The organism is Nitrosopumilus sp. (genome assembly GCF_025699125.1).
GTDB lineage: Archaea > Thermoproteota > Nitrososphaeria > Nitrososphaerales > Nitrosopumilaceae > Nitrosopumilus.
On record NZ_JAILWC010000003.1, the window covers coordinates 203,402 to 219,967 of the forward strand.

The window sequence follows — 16,566 nt, forward strand, 5'->3', positions numbered from 1 at the left end:
ATTTAATGACACAGCTTTTCAGAAGTCTTATTTTTGTTCCGGGAAATAATCCTAGATTTCTTGAAAAAGCAAAAAAATTACATGCTGATATTGTCTGCTTTGATCTTGAAGATTCAGTACCAGACAATGAAAAAGTTAACGCAAGAAATCTTATCAAATCTGCATTAAAATCTAGACAATCTTATGCATCTTCAATTTTTGTTCGAACAAATTCTCCAACTTCAGGGAAAATCCCTTCTGATCTTAAAGAAGTGGTTCAAAAAGGAATTGATGGTATTGTTATCCCAAAGGTAAATAATGTAAAAGAGATGGAAAAAATTGAGAAAATACTATCAAAATTAGAAAAAACACGAAAACTAAAACCAATTCAAATAATTCCGTCAATTGAATCTGCAGAAGGTGTAGTTAACACGTATAACATTGCATCTTTTGGAAAAAGAGTTTCTGCAGTAGTTTTTGGTGTTTTTGATCTTCTAAATGATCTAGGAGTTGAATATACAAAAGAATCAGAAGGTGCCAGATATTCTAGAACAAAAATTCCTGTAGATGCACATGCTTCAGGAATTGTGGCCATTGATGCCATCTGGCAGGATCTAAAAGATTCTAAAGGTTTTGTAAAAGATTGCAAACTGGGTAAAAGTTTAGGTTATTCAGGAAAAAGTATCATCCATCCAGATCAAATCGCTGTGGTGCACAAATTATTCCATCCTAATAAAAGTGAAATTTTCTGGGCTGAAAAAGTCTGTAAGGCATATCTTGAATCAACACAAAAAGGTAAAGGTGCCACTATTGTTGATGGAAAAATGATAGATGAAGTACATTTCAAACAAGCAAAATCCCTTCTTGAATTAGTAAAGTGATATTTTCCTTCTTATTCTAATGTTCGAAGTATTGATTTTACACTAGAACTTTCTTCCATAATTTTCTTTGGTATTATTCCATTTACAACAGTTTTTCCCTTTTTAATATCTAAATTAATTTCTTGAAAAACACATTGAAGCTTAGATATTTTTTTACTTTCACTTAGAACTTTTCCAGTTTCAACAATCAATCCGTTGATCATCATATTTTCAATCTTTCTATATCCTGAAGTTTTTGGTGCTTTAGATTCTTTAAGGATTTGTGGAATTGTATATTCTTTATCTAAAAGGGTTGTAATAATACATCTTGAGTCATACTCTCCGAACAATTCTAATATTGAATCTGATAAAATTGGGTTGATTATAGTTACAAAATATTTTTCATTTGATTCTTTTATTCTGATGATTTTATCTAGACAATCTCTTTCAAATTTAGAAACATCTAGACTTGAATTTTTTTTGAGAACACTTGTAAATTTTTGAAAATGTTCAATTGAAAGCTTTATGGACATTCCATGTTCTAAAAATAATTCACGTTCAACTTTATGGAGCAGTTCCAAATCCATTTTTTTCTTAATTTCAAATAGTAAAGCATTTGAAATTAATCTGTCAATTCCTCCCATTTATCAATTCTAGATCATGGAAAATATTAAAGCACTGTTTTTTTACTATCATCTATGTCCAAATCAGTAATTGTGATTGATGATGATGAAGATACTGTTAGACTATTTACTGAATTTCTTGAAGAGAGGGGAGTAAATGTTGTCGGAAATGGGTTTAATGGAACTGCTGCTGTTAAACTATTCAAGGAAACCAATCCTGATGTAGTTCTAATAGATCTAAACATGCCTAACGGAAGTGGTTATTACGCAATTAAAAAAATTCAAGAAGTTAATCCCAAGGCACGGATTGTTGCTGTTTCTGCAGACAGTAATTATACTACGGAGGAAAAATTGGAAAAACTCAACATACCTCTTATTCAGAAACCATTCAAAATGGATCAAGTAATTTCAATCATAAATGATTGATCCCATTTTTGGAACATTTCATATAGTGTTATATTGTAAAATTCATAAAATTTCTATGATTAAAATGAGTAAGCGAGTCACAATCATGATTGATGAAGACCTTGATAAAAAACTCCGACTTCGTCAAGCAAAATTAATTCAACAGGAACAGACTTCATACAGTTATTCTAAAGTATTGAATGAATCACTGCGTAAAGTTCTAAAATAACTAGAGTAGAATCTAGCAAGATTTTATTTCATTTATTAGAATAGGTTAAAGATAATGAATTATCATTATATTTTAGAAAAATGATTGATCTTTTAGATCCTACAAATGTGATAACTAGGATGTTTAGTGCTGGAAAATATGAAGAAATGTACAATTATTGTAAAAATCTATTGGAAAAAATTCCTAATGATATGGTTGCACTTCAAAATATTGCATTATCGCTAATTCATTTAAAAAAGTATGATGAGGCAATTGTGTATTGTGATAAAGTCCTAGAAATAAAAAATTCAGATACATATGCACTAAAAAATAAAATTTATGCCCTTGAAAATCTAAAAGAATATGAGCAAGTTTTAGAATTATGTAAACTAATTCTTTCTACAAATCCTAATGATATTTGGGCCCTTAACAGTATGGGATTATCGTTAAACGAACTAAATCGCCATCAAAATGCTCTAGAATGTTATGATGCCTCTCTTAGAATAGACCCTAATGATGTTACAGCCTTGATGAATAAAGCCATTTCTCTTAGTCATCTCCAAAATTACAAAGATGCCATTGAATTTTATGACAAAGCTCAAAGTATTGATTCAACCTTAAAAGAAATTCCTCTTGCAAAATCGAGATTATTTGAAAAATTAGGAATGGATGATGATGCATTTTTAGCTGCACAAGGAGTTTTAAACAAAGATATGCAAAAAATCAAAAATGACGCTAAGGAAAACAGGTTTTCTGTATTTCATCAATTCTGCGAGAATGAATTTCAAGATTATAATTCCAAATAATTACTATCGTTATTGAGTTTCAATATCAAAATCTAGTTCTGATAGCATCCCTTCCCACCATTTTGGAATAAATTCTGACATAAAGCAAACGATTCAACCTTTCCTTATAGATCTTACGTATAGAAATGAATGATATTGGAACTTAAGACCAGTAACGATTTGTTTACTGGTGACAATTCCAACCATAACATATTGTCTAAAATAGTATTTAGGGACTACTGATGATTTGTATGAATGATTTGTTCATTAGTGTTTTAAGCAAATCTTGTAAATACATAACATGTCAACATTAATTCAGTACAAATATGACAAAAACGCTGATCAGTCATTATCTCTGGAAGAACATGAAATTAAAAATCCAGTTTCATCCAACATTACAGCAATGGATATGATTGGATTAACTTGGATTCTTCAAGATGATGAATGGTGATGTGTTTTACAACTCAATACCTCTTAATTCTGGAATCTGTCTCTAAGTCTGAATTCGAAAAGCTATTTTATACGCATAATTCATAACTATTTTTGATGTTTACTGGAATTGTTGAAGGCGTTGGCACAGTGGAAAAAATTTCAAAAAATACAAAAAATCGCAGTGCAATTGAAATGACTGTAAATCTTGGAAAGCATTCTAAGGGATTAAAAATTGGGCAAAGTGTTGCTCTTAATGGTGTATGCCTTACTGCAACAAAATTGTCAAAATCCAGTTGTATTTTTGAAATGATTGAGGAAACTACCAAAAAAACAGATCTTGGTAATCTAAAGGTAGGTGGAATTGTAAATATTGAAAGAAGTTTAAAAGCTGGTGAGAGACTTGAAGGACATTTTGTTTTGGGTCATGTAGATGGTGTTGGAATAATTAAAAAAATTCTAAAAAAACCAAAAGAAGTACAAGTTTGGTTTGAGGTTCCAAAGAAATTATCAAAATATGTTGTGAAAAAAGGCTCTATTGCTATAGATGGAATTAGTTTAACTGTAGTTGATATCAAAAATTCGCTTGCATCTGTTTCATTAATCCCTCATACCATTGATATAACAAATTTTCATACAAAAAAAATAGGCGATAAAGTTAATATTGAAACTGACATTCTGGGAAAATACATTCTAAAATAAAGTCAATAATCTACAAATTTAGTGGTAATTACCAATTTTTTAGTAAACTTTATAATTAGATTAGAAAGATTTTTTATTATGTCTCTTGAATCTGCACTACAATCTCTAAAGCGAGGAGAATTTGTGTTGTTATTTGATTCAGCTGGAAGAGAAAATGAGATTGACATGGTAGTTGCAGCCGAATTTGTTACTCCTGAACATGTAGCAAGAATGCGACAATATGCTGGTGGATTACTGTGTATTGCAATTGATAATAATTTTGCAAAATCTCTTGAACTAAAGTACATGCATGAAATTCTTGCTGATTCTTCAATTTCAAATAAAGAAATGATTATGGGTTTGGCACCATATGGAGATCATCCAACATTTTCTTTATCTGTAAATCACTATCAAACTTATACTGGAATTACTGATAAAGACAGATCATTAACAATTAGAGAAATGGCAAATATTTTTAATGTTGAAAATAAACAGAAAAAATTTGCATCATCATTTAAAACTCCTGGACATGTTCCATTATTGATTGCATCTAAAGGATTATTAGCTGCACGACAAGGACATACCGAAATGTCTGTTTATTTAGCTCAGGTTGCAGGTTTGACACCTGTTACCGCGATTTGTGAAATGATGGATGCTGAAACATATTCTGCATTATCTGTAGATAAAGCAGAAAAATTTGCAAAACAAAATGGGATTCCATTAATTGATGGAAAAGAACTTTTAGAATACGCCAAGGTGCATTAGTATTGAATATTGCAGTAGTGGTTTCGGAATTTAATGAGAAAGTGACATCTAGGATGCTTGCAGTAGCTCAAGAGAAGGCAATTACTTTGAAATTAAAAATTTTGTATACGTGTAAAGTTCCTGGTGCTTATGATATGCCTATAATAGTAGATTCTTTATTGCAAAAAAATGATATTGATGCTGTAGTTACTTTAGGTGCTATTATTAAAGGACAAACCAAACATGATGAAGTAATTTCCCATTCTACGGCCCAAGCCCTGACTGCTTTATCTATAAAATATCAAAAACCTGTTTCTTTAGGAATATCTGGCCCTGGAATGCAAGAAAGACATGCCTATGCCAGAATTAGGCCTGTTGCAGAACGCGCAGTAGAAGCTGTTGTAAAAATTTCTTATGAATTAAAGAGAATTCAAAAATGATTCAACTTAGTATATTAAAAATTACTGGTTATGGTCCTTGGACATTGACATTGGGTAGCGATAGAGAACATGAACTACAAATGCTACAGGCATCACTATACAAAGAAGTTCAAAAACTATTTTCTGAAAAGAACTGTCTCGTTTTTCTCAATAGAGCCGACGAATTTTTTGTAATTACTAATGGTCTTAAATTAGAAGATCACATCGAAATCCAAAAAAAACTTGAAAACTTATTTGATATTCGTTTGGCAATATCCATTGGTTATGGCGAATCTCCTTTTGATGCAAATCTGAAGGCATACGATGGAAAGAAAAATAACATTGTTTTAAATCAAGAACATAATATTTTCGGATTCGTTAAAAATGCATCTGATTCAAAAGTTTCAATCATGCATTTAGATGTAGATGATCTTACGTCACGAAGAAAAAATAATTCTCCTTATGAAATCACATCAATAATTTTTGAATTATATTCGAAAATGTCAAAATATTTTCTTGCAAAAAATTCTCTTACATTTTTTATGGGCGGTGATAATTTCATGATAATTGCAAGTGAAGATGGTAAAAATTCTGTTCAGAATTTCATTAACATGATTAAAGACAATGACGACATATCTTTGAATTGTGGAATAGGAAATGCACATACTAGTAGAGAAGCTGCAAAATTAGCCACAAAATCTCTTGACACAATACGAGAAATTCGAGATTCAGGAAAAGAAAAACCTGAAGTTTATGAATTATCATGTTAATTAGAAATATTAGTGTATTACAAGGTTCAGAATTAGATTTTGTCTTAAGAACTAATGTAAAAATTCAGAATAATATATTTCAAAAAATTCAATCAAAAATACAAACTAACTCAAATGAAGAATCAATAGACTGTGAAGGTCTTCTTTTAATCCCTGGTTTTATTAATGCACATACTCACATAGGAGATTCGATTGGAAAAGATGTTACGCTCAATAGTAGCGTAGATGAAAAAATCCATCCTGTATTTGGAGCTAAATCAAAAATTCTAAAAAATACATCCCAAGAAAATCTATCAAATTTTATGAAAAATACATGTCACTCAATGCTTCGAAAAGGAATTACGACATTTGTAGATTTTAGAGAAGGGGGATTAGATGGAGTAATCTTACTAAAAAAAGTACTATCTAACATCCCCATTCGTTCCATAATTTTAGGCAGACTTGAATTCTATCAAAAATCTACGGAAATTAAAAAAAATCTGCCATTTCCTAAAGAAAAAACTGAAGATCTTAATCAACTTCTTAAAGAATGTGATGGAATTGGTGTCAGTGGCGCAAATGAAAATAGTACTTCTATTTTAGAATATTATTCAAAAACAACAAAACTTAGGGCAATTCATTCTTCTGAAACTATACAAAGTATTTCAACATCAAAGAAAGTCACAGGAAAATCTGAAACAATTAGAGCCTTGTCACTAAAACCTCATTTTCTGGTTCACATGACTTTTGCTTCAAAAAGCGATCTTGCTATTTCAGCAAAAAAAACCCAAGGAATTGTCATTTGCCCAAGAGCCAATTCCTCTCTTGCTGAGGGCATTCCAGACATAGAATTGATGCAAAAGGCAGGATGTACACTGGCATTAGGAACAGATAATGTAATGATTAATTCTCCTGATATGTTCAGAGAAATGGATTTTCTTTGGAAAGCAACAATGGGAATTCACAAAAAAAGAATTGATCCGAAAGAAATTCTTAAAATGTCTACAGTAAATGGAGGAAAAGTTTTGAACAAAGATATTGGGGTAATTGAAAATGGAAAAATTGCTGATTGTATTTTTCTTGATAAACATGCTTTAGATTTAGAACCAATGCATAATCCATATGCATCAATTGTTCATAGAGCATCTGAATCTGCAATTAAAGCAGTAATGATTGGAGGGAAAATAGTATATGGAAAAATCTAAACCGTATGTAATTCTCAGTGCTGCAACATCTATTGATGGAAAAATTGCGACTGTAACTGGTGATTCAAAACTATCATCAAAACTAGATGGTATTAGACTACATAAACTAAGATCTAAAGTTGATGCAATACTTGTAGGAAAAAATACTGTCTTACTTGATGATCCTATGTTAACTGTACGACATACTAAAGGTAAAAATCCAATTAGAATAGTTTTAGATTCTAAAGGTAGTATATCAAAAAATTCAAAAATAATTCAAACAAGCAAAAAAATCCCAACTATAGTGGTTGTTTCAAATAAAATCACTAAATCAAATCTTGAGAGGCTCAAGAAATTTCCTATAGAGATAATTATCGCAGGAAAAAATTCCATTGATATCAAATTATTATTGAAAAAACTTTCATATAAAAAAATAAAATCAGTTCTGGTAGAGGGTGGCGGAACTACTAATTGGGAATTTATTAAAAATGGACTTTTTGATGAATTAATTATTACCTTGTCTCCCTTTCTAATTGGTGGAAAAGATGCTGTATCGTTGGTTGAAGGAGACGGATTTAGAAAAATCACAAATTCTCCTATTCTGCGACTCAAATCTACTATGAGGCTCAAAAATCACCTTGTTTTGAATTACGTAAAAGTGTAAGTTATTATACTTTCTTTGAAATAAAATTACAAGAAATTGGCAGTAAAAAAGAAAGCTACAACAAAAAGAAAAACTACAACAAAAAAGAAGGCTGCACCAAAAAAGAAGGCTGCACCAAAAAAGAAGGCTACTAAATCAAACACAAAAAAACCAGCATTTGGTGGATATGCAATTAGTTTTGCAGGTCGTAAAGAAACTGTAGAACAAGTATTTGGAAATAAACCAATTGCTCCAAGTGAAATGACCAAAAAGATTTGGGCATTTGTAAAATCAAAGAGCCTCTCTAATCGTTAAACTGATTTGTTAACGATTTATCGTTAACTAATTTCTATCTTTTAATTATTTTTTTAAAATAAATAAGATATAGATATTGGATTTTATTCAAAATTATTATGTCTACAGCATCATTAAGACGCGATCATGACTTGATAGAAAAAGTCATCAAAGCAATGGAATCTACAATTCAATTACTAAATGACAATAAACAAATTCCTGAATCAATTTTATTTCCTGTAATTGATTTTTCAAAAAATTTTACTGATGTTTGTCATCATACTAAAGAAGAAAAATCTCTATTTCCTGCATTAGAACAAGCTGGAATGCCTAGTAATATGGGTCCTATAGCAATGATGTTAATTGATCATCAACGTTCCAGAGAAATTGGATCTCAAATGGAAGAATCAGCTAAAGAATATCTTTCATCAGGAGATTCTACAAAATTGATTAGCGATATGCAACAATATGTTGAACATATAACAGAACATCTATGGAAAGAGAATAATAGATTATTCATGATGGCTGAAGCACGATTACAATATGTTTCAAAAAAAGTAGATGATGAGCTAAATGAAATAGAAAAAACTCAACTTAATGATTTAGGAAAATCTAGAGAACATTATGAGAAATTAGCTGAAAATCTTTCAAAAGATATATCTGAACAGGGTAATTAGATTTGTCTTCTAGCATATTTGGTCAAGTGATAGGAGTTAGAAAATTTGCTAATGGTGACATTGAATTAGATTTCTACCATGAAGATGAAATAACAGAATATCGATATTCTTCGGATCCTAGTAGATTGGGAAATTTTCCAAAGGAATTAGCTGAAACTTTAGCCAATACTTTGGCTTTGGATATTTGTGTTGAGATTTACTTTGGTGAAGATGGCAGTCCTACACATATTGAGCTTGAAGAATGTGATGAAGAAGATGATGAAGAAGATGATGAAGAAGATGATGAAGATTTTGATGAATCTACTGAGACTTAAATGAATTAATGAGTAATTTACTCTACATAATGATGATGTGTAAGATTGTCATAAAATCTGACTGATTTTAGATTCACAAATTCAAGCATTCCGTACCTTGATAACTCCCTTCCAAATCCACTATGTTTTATTCCTCCAAATGGAATTCTAGGATCAGAAATTACAACATTATTTACACTGACAATTCCTGAATCTATTCTTCTTGACATTTTATCTGCTTTAGCAAGATCTTTTGTCCAGATACTTGCACCTAAACCAAATTCACTCTCATTAGCTAATTTAATTGCCTCACTTTCATTTTCAACTACTGTAATTGGAGCAACTGGTCCAAATGTTTCTTCAGTTGCAATTCTCATATCTGATGTTATGTTTTTAAGAATTGTTGGTTTGTAAAAGAATCCTTTTCCGTCAATTTCTGAACCTCCTAGAAGAATTTCTGCACCTTTTGCTTTTGCATCTTCCACAATTCCAGAAATTGTTTCTAAACCTTCTTTATTTGAAATAGGCCCAATATCTGTTTCAATTGACATAGGATCTCCTACTTTGAGTTGTGATGCATTTTTTATAAATAATTCAGTAAATTCTTCTGCAATATTTTTTCCAACAAAAAATCTCTTTGATGCTACACAACTTTGACCGCAATTGATGAATCTACCTTTAACTGCGCCTTCAGCAGCTTTTTCAATTATTGCATCATCTAATACAATAAATGGATCACTCCCTCCTAATTCTAATACGCATTTTTTTAAATTTTTTGCAGCCCTTTCACCAACTTTTGCACCAGCATTTGTACTTCCTGTAAAAGTTACTGCATTAACATCTGAATCAATAAGGTGATTTGCAGAATCAACACTACCTACTATTGTTTGATAAATTCCATCTGGCATTCCTGATTCAGTAAATGCTTTCTCAATTTCAATTCCTGATTGCATAGTTACTCTAGATGGTTTCATTACAATCACATTTCCAGCCATTAAACATGGAGCTGCAAATCTTAATGCTTGCCAATAAGGAAAATTCCAGGGCATAATGGAACCAATTACTCCTAATGGTTCAAAAGTTAGAAAACTTTTCCTTGCATCTGTGTTTAATACTTCATCAGAAAGAAAACTATCTCCATGATCTGCATAAAACTCTAATGCCCAAGCACATTTTTCAACTTCTCCAATTGATTCTTTGAGAGCTTTTCCCATTTCAGTTGTTGCAACTTTTGCAAGTTCCGTTTTGTGTTTCTTAAGATATTCTACTAAATTGTAAACATAACTTCTACGTTTTTCATAATCTTTTTTCCATTCTGGAAAAGCTCTTTTTGCTTTTCCCACTAATGCAAATACCTGATTTTTATCCATTGTATCATATGTTTTAATTTCTTCACTTGTTGCTGGATTTATTGTAGTTATTTGACCCAAGGATTTTTTCAAGAATTTCTCCTATTTAATCTGTAACTCGTTTTTCAATATTTTTTGTAAATTCAGTGTATTTGAGTTAAAATCAGAATGTTTGCTGCATATCTTTCTTGATTTCATCGATCTTCTTTGAATATGCTTTTTTAGATTTATCATTCTTTTTTAGGTTTAGAACACTTCCACATGATGGGCATTTGAACATTCCATCAAGTGCACTCTCAAATGTCACTCTGGGGCAATCTTCATTACCACAATGATAAAAGTCTGAAGCATTTTCATAATCTAATCTTTGTTGTAATCTTTCTTCGATTTTCTTTTTCTGGCTTTCAATAAAATGCTCTACTTCTTCCCTTCTGGTTCTCCATCTGTAGACAAACCACCCCTTTCTTTCATCTTTTACCCTGATCCCAGTGATTAAGGATTTTCCAAACAAATCATACAATACTTTTCTTACCATGTTGATCCTAAGACCAGTAGAGCTTGCAATTTCTTCATCAGTTGCATCTTCTGCTTTGAGTAATGATCTTGCTACTTTGAGGTATTCATCTCCTCCTATCATGGAGGCTATTCTAACAAAAGGATCTTCGTATTTGTCTACCAACTCTAATGACTCTTGATTTTCTATTATTAATCCCTTGTTTCTTCTACTTGTACATTTTTGCCATTTTTAGTGGGTATGATCTTTCTTTTTGCATTTGCAAAGTATTTCTCAAACTGACTGCCTTTTTGAATCCGATCTAAGAGAATTGCCAGGGCACTGATCTCTGAATGCGGTTGACTACCAATTCCTACATTATAATCTGCTAATTCATAAATCTCTCTAGGTACTTTTTCGGCTCCTACAACAATTAACAAATTTTTTTCCTTTTGAATCTCCTCTTGTACATTATTGATATTTTGACCATACATTGAAAGATGAATAATTTTGAAATCTTCTTCCTTTTTCTTTTTTACAATATTTTTCCATTTATCAATAAATTCTACTTCAAATTTCCCGCCCCATGTTTTATTGATTTTTTCTACAGTGTCTTTGATTTCTGGATTAACTTCATTCATGAAAATTCTTTCTGCGCCAAATGCTCGTGAAACAAGTGCAACATGTGTAGTGACTCTATCGTCTCTTACAAGACGTTGTCCAATTCTTAAAACTTCAATTACCAAATGTTTCTTTTGCTCCTTCAAATGAATTTTTATTGAAATTGTATGAATTTTGACTCATAGTGATATTCTTGATTAATTTTTTCAATTCATTAACATTTTTGCCTGTTTTTGCAGAAACTGAAATCACTTTTTTATTTTCAGCTAAATTTAGAATATTGATTTTTCGGTCTATCTCATCCTGTTTTAATAAATCATCTTTATTTAACACATAAATTATTTTATCTTGTTCAACCCCTAACTCACTTAAAGTTCTCATGCAACTGGAAAATTTCTTTTTCAATTCAAATACAGAATCACTAATATCAATTACTAATAGAATGATGTCTGTGTATGTTAGTTCTTCTAAAGTTGATTTGAATGCATCAATCATATATGCAGGCAATTTACTGATAAATCCAACTGTATCTGCAATTAAGAATGGTTCTTGATTGATAGTTAATCTTCGTGTAGTTGTTGTAAGTGTTGTAAACAGTTCTTTGCTTTGTGCTCTTGATTCACCTGTTACTTTGTTAAACAAGGTTGTTTTTCCTGCAGATGTATATCCTGCAAGTGAAATAGTCTTGAATCCAAGTCTTTTTCGTCCTTGTCTATGAAGTTCTCTTTGTTTTCCTGCTTTTTCAAGTTTAGATCTTAATGTTTGCATTCTGTGTTTAATATCGTTATAATAGACATCCACCTCAAATTTTCCAATGCCCATAAACCCTGGTTGCTCACCCATATTTGCAAGACGAACTTTTTCTTTTGCTCTGGCCATCTCATATCTCAACTGAGCTAATTTGACTTGCAACTTTGATTCTGCACTTGATGCCCTGCTTTCAAAGATTTCAAGAATTAATCCTTCTCTATCTAAAATTTCACGATGTAAGGCTGAAGCTAAATTATAATTTTGACTTGGTTTCAAAATTTCATCAAATATTATTACCTCTGGCCTAAGCTTATCTGCTATCTCTTCTAATCTTTCTAAAACTCCTCCACTAATTCCGTATTTTGGTTTTTGAAGATAATCTTGCTGGATAATGTGAACTACTTCATACCCTGCTGCATCACAGAGTCCTTTGGCCTCGTTAATCGAATCTTCCTGGTCATATGTGATTAAAATTGCAGATTTCATTATATTTCATTCTTAGTCAATTTTTAATTATTATTCCGTTTTTTTCAGTACTTTTTCAATATTCATATTCAAAACAATTTCTGCTATGTCGCTAGCATACTCTGAAACTCTTCTAATATTTTCAGACATTCTTCTTACTCTATAAAACTCCTCATCATCTTTTAATGATTTTGATGCATCTCTGACTTTTTTCTCATATTTGCTAATTTCATTTGTTTTCTCAATGGTTTTTTCTGCTTGAACATAATCTTCTTTGAATAAAGCCAAACATGCATCATCTAACACTGATAAACAAAATTCATTCATATCTTGAAGCTTATCTAAAATCTCTTTCTTAACTGGTTTTTTAAATTCTAAAAGATCAGATGCAATAAATGATGCATGATCTCCTGCTCTTTCAATATTTTTTACAACCAACCTGTACCCAAGGCAATTTCTGGCATTTCTAAAACCCATCTCTTTTAGCATGTGTTCATTTTGGATTGCTATTTTTAATTGTCTAATAATATAAAATCCAAATCTATCTACTTCGTCATCTGTATTGATTACTTCTTGTGCTAATTCTAGATTGTTTTCTTTTACTGCTAAAATAGCATCACTAGACATTGATTTTGCCAAATGTATCATCCGCTTGAATGCTCCATCCACTGACAATTCCAATAAATTCACAAGAACCTGAACTGTAATTCCTCCACTAGAATCAGAAATTATTTCTGAACCCATAAGCATTCTCTTCACTGCTTCTTTCACTGTATTCCTTTGATTGGGACTCAATCTACCGTTTTTTGGTTTAACATTAATTGTCCTGAACCCTAGAAAATACAATGAAATTAATTTTCTAATTATGGAAGATGCATTTTCTTCAATATCTATCTCTATTACAGCATCCTCTTTTTTTTGGATACGTGATTCGAATTTTGGGGGATAAAGCTCTAATGTTGAGGAACCTTTTCTAACCATCCTAATTTGATCTCCTTGTTTAAGACCTAATTCCATTATCCACTGTTTTGGAAGTGAAACTATGTATGATGATTTTCCTGTAAATTGAATTTTCCTTGTCTCTTCTCTCTCTTCCATAATCTAAAGAGATTAATCCTATCTATATAGTTTAGTAGTTATAATATGGTCTTGCATTGAACTAATATTTAGAAAAGATCTTTTATGCATGTGGATCAAATTCTCAAACTCCGATATTCACTTGATGCATTATTTGGAAATGGAGTATCAAAATATTTACCAAAAAATATTGAAATGATATTTTCTAGAAAGACCGGAAGAATCCGAACTGTTTTGCATGAGGGAAAATTATTGTGTACTTTGAGAATTGATGGTGGCTTAGCAATTAGTCCTTATTTTGCTCAAATTTTATTGAAAAGTAAAACATTCAAAGAAAATTGTGTGGAAATAAACAAGGATGCTGCTCCTTTTGTAATGGATGGAAAATCAGTATTTTGTAAACATGTAGTATGGTGTGGAAATAAAGTTAGAATTTCTGCTGATACCCCTGTATTGTTCAAGGGTAGAGTAATTGCAGTGGGTAAGGCTGTTTTGTCCCATGAGATGATTTCTGATTTTAATAGAGGTGTGGCAATAAAGGTCAGAGATAGTTTAAAAAGTCCAAAGGAGGCAATAGAATCATGATGCGAGGAGGTAATCGTGAAATGCGAAGAATGATGGATAAGATGGGTCTAGACATGAATGAACTATCAAATGTTCAAGAGGTAATAATCAAAACTGACAAGAAAGAGATCATTATCACAAAACCCTCCGTTACTGAAATGAAAGCAAAAGATAATTCGATTTTTACAGTAACTGCAGATAGCTATGAAGAAAGAGAATTGGAAGTTCCAATTTTCTCAGAAGAGGACATTCAACTTGTGAGTCAACAGGCTGGAGTTGATGAAGAAAAGGCCAAAAATGCTTTAGAGGAGGCCAAAGGCGATCTTGCTAGAGCAATCTTGCTTTTGACAAGTGGATAATTTTTATTTGTTTTTTGTGCCTAAAAACTAACCAAAAATGAATGATTTAAGTAATGGATTCATTAAATTTTGAGTATAATGAGTAGTATGGCCGAATCCAAAGTTACGGGAATTATCAAATCTCTGAATGCTTTAGAAGATGACCTGGATTCTTTGAACAGTAAAGTAGGTGATATGAAAAAACAACTGAATCTAAAAGCTCAGTCTAAAATTGATTCATTATTAGAAAAAACTCGAGAAATGGCCACAAAAGAGGCTGAAGTAATTATTAATGCATCTAAAGAAAAGGCAACTTCTGAATCTCAAAGAATTGCCCAAGAAGGTGATGCTAAATTATCTGAAATACAATCCACAATTGATGCCAATTTTGATGAAGCAGTGAAACATGTGGTGTCAACTGTTTTGAAGGCATAAACCTAAATTTCATATTTTATTCAAAAAAATATCGATCCCTTACTTAATACTCGTATTGGAATTGCTACTACGTATGGTAAACATTACTATAGATTTTCAACCTATCTTAAAACACTTCAATTATCTTTTGATTCTATTCTCCCAGAAGAAATTTTAGATTATTCAGGGCATCTAATATTTACAACTAGGAAAGAATCTCCCAAAAAATGTAAAAAACTATTATTTCATGAAGATATATTTGAACAGCCTTCAACTGTGATTAGAGGAATAATAATGCAAAAACTCAATCTAGATTTTGAGGAAGAAATTTTAATTTTAGGTGTTGATCCTGGACAACGAATAGGCTTATCTGTATTTTATTATGGGCAAGAAATTGAGAGATCATTTCATTTATCGATTGAAGACTTTGTTTTTCACATTATTCAAATTTTAGGAGGCCTTAGAGCAAAACAAAAAATAATAAAAATTGGAAATGGAAATATGGTCATTGCCAAAAAAATTGTTTCTATGTTGAATCTAACATTTTGTTCATCTTTTGAATTGGAATTTGTTGATGAACGGAAAACTAGTTTAAAAATTAAAAATTTCAATCAACGAGGAAAACGAGATATGCTTTCAGCAAAATATATCTCTCAACGTGATGGTTTTAGACATTCCATTTTACCATTGTCTTTGACAGGTTGAACGTTCAAGAATTCTATTTTTCTAAAAATTATCTGTTTTTATCTTTCATTAATACTTCATTAACACAATTATGAAAGTATGATGATTTCTTGAATTTTTTATATTTTTTTGAAAAAAGAATGAAATTTTTTGTTAAACAACTATATTGATAGTTATTATTTTTTCAAAAAATATCGAAATAAAATAAGCTATACATATTTATTGGAGATTTCAAGTTTTTTTTTGAAACAAATACTGATGATCGCATTATAATTGAAAATATTTGCAACTTTTTTAATTTTTTTTATAGATTTTATCGATCCATCCTTATATAGTTATGAATTCTATAAGATACTACCAAGATGACTTGTAAAGGAATTTGTGTTAGATATAAGGCTCAAAAGCCAGTTGGAACCGGAAGATATGCTTCAGGACAACGTCGATGCCAAATTTGTGAAATATTCATCAAATGGGAAGGACTTTGGTGTCCATGTTGTGGATATAGATTAAGAACAAAACCACGTAATCTTAAGTACAAAGCAAAATTACGAGCTAGAGTTGAGGCTGATTCTATTGAAGCTAAAGCAGTTGCTGACACTCAACCAGAAGAAATTGAAGTTGAAGTAAATCCAAAAACAAAATCCAAATCAAAAACTGTAAAAGCTAAAGCAGCAAAATCCAAAGTAGCAACAAAAACTAAAGAAAAAACTCCATGCAAATACTGTGAAAAATTATTTGTTTATGCAGATAAACACGAAAAGAATTGCAAGAAGAATCCTGATGTTGAAGTTGTATCTGCTCACGAGAATGAATCAATAGCAATAAAAGCATAAGATTT

At 31.0% G+C, this 16,566-nt stretch carries 25 protein-coding genes; 19 read left to right on the top strand and 6 right to left on the bottom strand.

Going from position 1 to position 16,566, the window contains the following annotated elements; all coding sequences use genetic code 11:
- The first annotated feature begins 5 nt into the window (after positions 1-5).
- Positions 6-860, top strand: a complete 855-nt coding sequence (locus K5783_RS08655; RefSeq protein ID WP_297473750.1) for a CoA ester lyase — start codon at positions 6-8, stop codon at positions 858-860.
- 11 nt (positions 861-871) lie between these two features.
- Here K5783_RS08655 and K5783_RS08660 read toward each other — a convergent pair whose 3' ends face one another.
- Positions 872-1,483: a transcriptional regulator gene (locus K5783_RS08660; protein ID WP_297473753.1), complete on the bottom strand. Its 612-nt coding sequence runs from the start codon at positions 1,481-1,483 to the stop codon at positions 872-874.
- A gap of 54 nt (positions 1,484-1,537) precedes the next feature.
- Between K5783_RS08660 and K5783_RS08665 the strand changes: the two genes are divergently transcribed.
- The 13 genes from K5783_RS08665 to K5783_RS08725 all read left to right on the top strand — a co-directional run bounded on the left by K5783_RS08665 (position 1,538) and on the right by K5783_RS08725 (position 8,994).
- Positions 1,538-1,888, top strand: coding sequence for a response regulator (locus K5783_RS08665; RefSeq protein WP_297473754.1), 351 nt, complete (start codon positions 1,538-1,540; stop codon positions 1,886-1,888).
- 64 nt (positions 1,889-1,952) lie between these two features.
- Entirely contained in the window at positions 1,953-2,096 is a 144-nt protein-coding gene (locus tag K5783_RS08670) for a hypothetical protein (protein ID WP_200829101.1), read from the top strand.
- Between the two features lie 80 nt (positions 2,097-2,176).
- On the top strand, positions 2,177-2,881 hold the full coding sequence (locus K5783_RS08675; protein ID WP_297473755.1) for a tetratricopeptide repeat protein: 705 nt from the start codon (positions 2,177-2,179) through the stop codon (positions 2,879-2,881).
- 280 nt (positions 2,882-3,161) lie between these two features.
- Positions 3,162-3,311 (top strand): hypothetical protein, encoded by a 150-nt coding sequence (locus K5783_RS08680; RefSeq protein ID WP_297473756.1) that lies wholly within the window; start codon positions 3,162-3,164, stop codon positions 3,309-3,311.
- A gap of 95 nt (positions 3,312-3,406) precedes the next feature.
- Positions 3,407-3,991 (top strand): riboflavin synthase, encoded by a 585-nt coding sequence (locus tag K5783_RS08685; RefSeq protein ID WP_278973894.1) that lies wholly within the window; start codon positions 3,407-3,409, stop codon positions 3,989-3,991.
- Positions 3,992-4,069: 78 nt separating this feature from the next.
- On the top strand, positions 4,070-4,735 hold the full coding sequence (gene ribB / locus K5783_RS08690; RefSeq protein ID WP_109877448.1) for a 3,4-dihydroxy-2-butanone-4-phosphate synthase: 666 nt from the start codon (positions 4,070-4,072) through the stop codon (positions 4,733-4,735).
- Positions 4,736-4,737: 2 nt separating this feature from the next.
- Positions 4,738-5,154, top strand: a complete 417-nt coding sequence (gene ribH, locus K5783_RS08695; RefSeq protein ID WP_297473758.1) for a 6,7-dimethyl-8-ribityllumazine synthase — start codon at positions 4,738-4,740, stop codon at positions 5,152-5,154.
- Complete coding sequence (locus K5783_RS08700; RefSeq protein WP_297473760.1) at positions 5,151-5,903, top strand: GTP cyclohydrolase IIa; 753 nt, start codon at positions 5,151-5,153, stop codon at positions 5,901-5,903. The genes ribH and K5783_RS08700 overlap by 4 nt, the downstream gene beginning before the upstream one ends.
- The gene (locus tag K5783_RS08705) at positions 5,897-7,087 is read left to right on the top strand and encodes an amidohydrolase family protein (protein ID WP_297473761.1); all 1,191 of its coding nucleotides are present in this window, start codon (positions 5,897-5,899) and stop codon (positions 7,085-7,087) included. The genes K5783_RS08700 and K5783_RS08705 overlap by 7 nt, the downstream gene beginning before the upstream one ends.
- Positions 7,074-7,730 carry a 2,5-diamino-6-(ribosylamino)-4(3H)-pyrimidinone 5'-phosphate reductase gene (locus tag K5783_RS08710; protein WP_297473762.1) on the top strand — a complete coding sequence of 219 codons (657 nt, stop codon included), beginning with the start codon at positions 7,074-7,076 and terminating at the stop codon, positions 7,728-7,730. Before K5783_RS08705 ends, K5783_RS08710 begins: the two co-directional genes overlap by 14 nt.
- Before the next feature lie 36 nt (positions 7,731-7,766).
- Positions 7,767-8,024 carry a hypothetical protein gene (locus tag K5783_RS08715; RefSeq protein ID WP_109877443.1) on the top strand — a complete coding sequence of 86 codons (258 nt, stop codon included), beginning with the start codon at positions 7,767-7,769 and terminating at the stop codon, positions 8,022-8,024.
- A 98-nt stretch (positions 8,025-8,122) separates the two neighbouring features.
- Positions 8,123-8,680 carry a hemerythrin domain-containing protein gene (locus K5783_RS08720; RefSeq protein WP_297473764.1) on the top strand — a complete coding sequence of 186 codons (558 nt, stop codon included), beginning with the start codon at positions 8,123-8,125 and terminating at the stop codon, positions 8,678-8,680.
- A 2-nt stretch (positions 8,681-8,682) separates the two neighbouring features.
- Positions 8,683-8,994 carry a hypothetical protein gene (locus K5783_RS08725; RefSeq protein WP_297473765.1) on the top strand — a complete coding sequence of 104 codons (312 nt, stop codon included), beginning with the start codon at positions 8,683-8,685 and terminating at the stop codon, positions 8,992-8,994.
- A 17-nt stretch (positions 8,995-9,011) separates the two neighbouring features.
- On the opposite strand, the gene K5783_RS08730 is transcribed toward K5783_RS08725, so the two are convergent.
- The 5 genes from K5783_RS08730 to K5783_RS08750 form a co-directional block, all read right to left on the bottom strand.
- Positions 9,012-10,403 carry an NAD-dependent succinate-semialdehyde dehydrogenase gene (locus K5783_RS08730; protein WP_366939184.1) on the bottom strand — a complete coding sequence of 464 codons (1,392 nt, stop codon included), beginning with the start codon at positions 10,401-10,403 and terminating at the stop codon, positions 9,012-9,014.
- 82 nt (positions 10,404-10,485) lie between these two features.
- Positions 10,486-11,001 carry a transcription factor gene (locus K5783_RS08735; protein WP_109877440.1) on the bottom strand — a complete coding sequence of 172 codons (516 nt, stop codon included), beginning with the start codon at positions 10,999-11,001 and terminating at the stop codon, positions 10,486-10,488.
- A 26-nt stretch (positions 11,002-11,027) separates the two neighbouring features.
- Positions 11,028-11,561 (bottom strand): tRNA (cytidine(56)-2'-O)-methyltransferase, encoded by a 534-nt coding sequence (locus K5783_RS08740; RefSeq protein ID WP_297473769.1) that lies wholly within the window; start codon positions 11,559-11,561, stop codon positions 11,028-11,030.
- Entirely contained in the window at positions 11,551-12,672 is a 1,122-nt protein-coding gene (gene hflX / locus K5783_RS08745; protein ID WP_297473770.1) for a GTPase HflX, read from the bottom strand. The genes K5783_RS08740 and hflX overlap by 11 nt, the downstream gene beginning before the upstream one ends.
- A 30-nt stretch (positions 12,673-12,702) precedes the next feature.
- Entirely contained in the window at positions 12,703-13,749 is a 1,047-nt protein-coding gene (locus tag K5783_RS08750; protein ID WP_297473771.1) for a phosphate uptake regulator PhoU, read from the bottom strand.
- Positions 13,750-13,839: 90 nt separating this feature from the next.
- On the opposite strand from K5783_RS08750, the gene K5783_RS08755 reads away from it, so the two are divergent.
- From K5783_RS08755 to K5783_RS08775, 5 genes are all read left to right on the top strand, one after another.
- Positions 13,840-14,313 (top strand): PUA domain-containing protein, encoded by a 474-nt coding sequence (locus tag K5783_RS08755; protein WP_297473772.1) that lies wholly within the window; start codon positions 13,840-13,842, stop codon positions 14,311-14,313.
- A complete protein-coding gene (locus K5783_RS08760; protein ID WP_278973905.1) occupies positions 14,310-14,651 on the top strand; it encodes a nascent polypeptide-associated complex protein in 342 nt (113 codons plus the stop codon). Before K5783_RS08755 ends, K5783_RS08760 begins: the two co-directional genes overlap by 4 nt.
- A gap of 87 nt (positions 14,652-14,738) precedes the next feature.
- Positions 14,739-15,065 (top strand): hypothetical protein, encoded by a 327-nt coding sequence (locus K5783_RS08765; protein ID WP_297473774.1) that lies wholly within the window; start codon positions 14,739-14,741, stop codon positions 15,063-15,065.
- Positions 15,066-15,338: 273 nt separating this feature from the next.
- The gene (locus K5783_RS08770; protein WP_297473776.1) at positions 15,339-15,749 is read left to right on the top strand and encodes a hypothetical protein; all 411 of its coding nucleotides are present in this window, start codon (positions 15,339-15,341) and stop codon (positions 15,747-15,749) included.
- Between the two features lie 341 nt (positions 15,750-16,090).
- Complete coding sequence (locus K5783_RS08775; RefSeq protein ID WP_297473778.1) at positions 16,091-16,561, top strand: hypothetical protein; 471 nt, start codon at positions 16,091-16,093, stop codon at positions 16,559-16,561.
- Positions 16,562-16,566: the final 5 nt, after the last annotated feature.

Coding starts and splice junctions, on each gene's coding strand:
- K5783_RS08655 (WP_297473750.1), top strand. CDS start 6: ATGACACAGCTTTTCAGAAGTCTTATTTTTGTTCCGGGAAATAATCCT.
- K5783_RS08660 (WP_297473753.1), bottom strand. CDS start 1,483: ATGGGAGGAATTGACAGATTAATTTCAAATGCTTTACTATTTGAAATT.
- K5783_RS08665 (WP_297473754.1), top strand. CDS start 1,538: ATGTCCAAATCAGTAATTGTGATTGATGATGATGAAGATACTGTTAGA.
- K5783_RS08670 (WP_200829101.1), top strand. CDS start 1,953: ATGAGTAAGCGAGTCACAATCATGATTGATGAAGACCTTGATAAAAAA.
- K5783_RS08675 (WP_297473755.1), top strand. CDS start 2,177: ATGATTGATCTTTTAGATCCTACAAATGTGATAACTAGGATGTTTAGT.
- K5783_RS08680 (WP_297473756.1), top strand. CDS start 3,162: ATGTCAACATTAATTCAGTACAAATATGACAAAAACGCTGATCAGTCA.
- K5783_RS08685 (WP_278973894.1), top strand. CDS start 3,407: ATGTTTACTGGAATTGTTGAAGGCGTTGGCACAGTGGAAAAAATTTCA.
- ribB (WP_109877448.1), top strand. CDS start 4,070: ATGTCTCTTGAATCTGCACTACAATCTCTAAAGCGAGGAGAATTTGTG.
- K5783_RS08700 (WP_297473760.1), top strand. CDS start 5,151: ATGATTCAACTTAGTATATTAAAAATTACTGGTTATGGTCCTTGGACA.
- K5783_RS08705 (WP_297473761.1), top strand. CDS start 5,897: ATGTTAATTAGAAATATTAGTGTATTACAAGGTTCAGAATTAGATTTT.
- K5783_RS08710 (WP_297473762.1), top strand. CDS start 7,074: ATGGAAAAATCTAAACCGTATGTAATTCTCAGTGCTGCAACATCTATT.
- K5783_RS08720 (WP_297473764.1), top strand. CDS start 8,123: ATGTCTACAGCATCATTAAGACGCGATCATGACTTGATAGAAAAAGTC.
- hflX (WP_297473770.1), bottom strand. CDS start 12,672: ATGAAATCTGCAATTTTAATCACATATGACCAGGAAGATTCGATTAAC.
- K5783_RS08750 (WP_297473771.1), bottom strand. CDS start 13,749: ATGGAAGAGAGAGAAGAGACAAGGAAAATTCAATTTACAGGAAAATCA.
- K5783_RS08760 (WP_278973905.1), top strand. CDS start 14,310: ATGATGCGAGGAGGTAATCGTGAAATGCGAAGAATGATGGATAAGATG.
- K5783_RS08765 (WP_297473774.1), top strand. CDS start 14,739: ATGGCCGAATCCAAAGTTACGGGAATTATCAAATCTCTGAATGCTTTA.
- K5783_RS08770 (WP_297473776.1), top strand. CDS start 15,339: ATGCAAAAACTCAATCTAGATTTTGAGGAAGAAATTTTAATTTTAGGT.
- K5783_RS08775 (WP_297473778.1), top strand. CDS start 16,091: ATGACTTGTAAAGGAATTTGTGTTAGATATAAGGCTCAAAAGCCAGTT.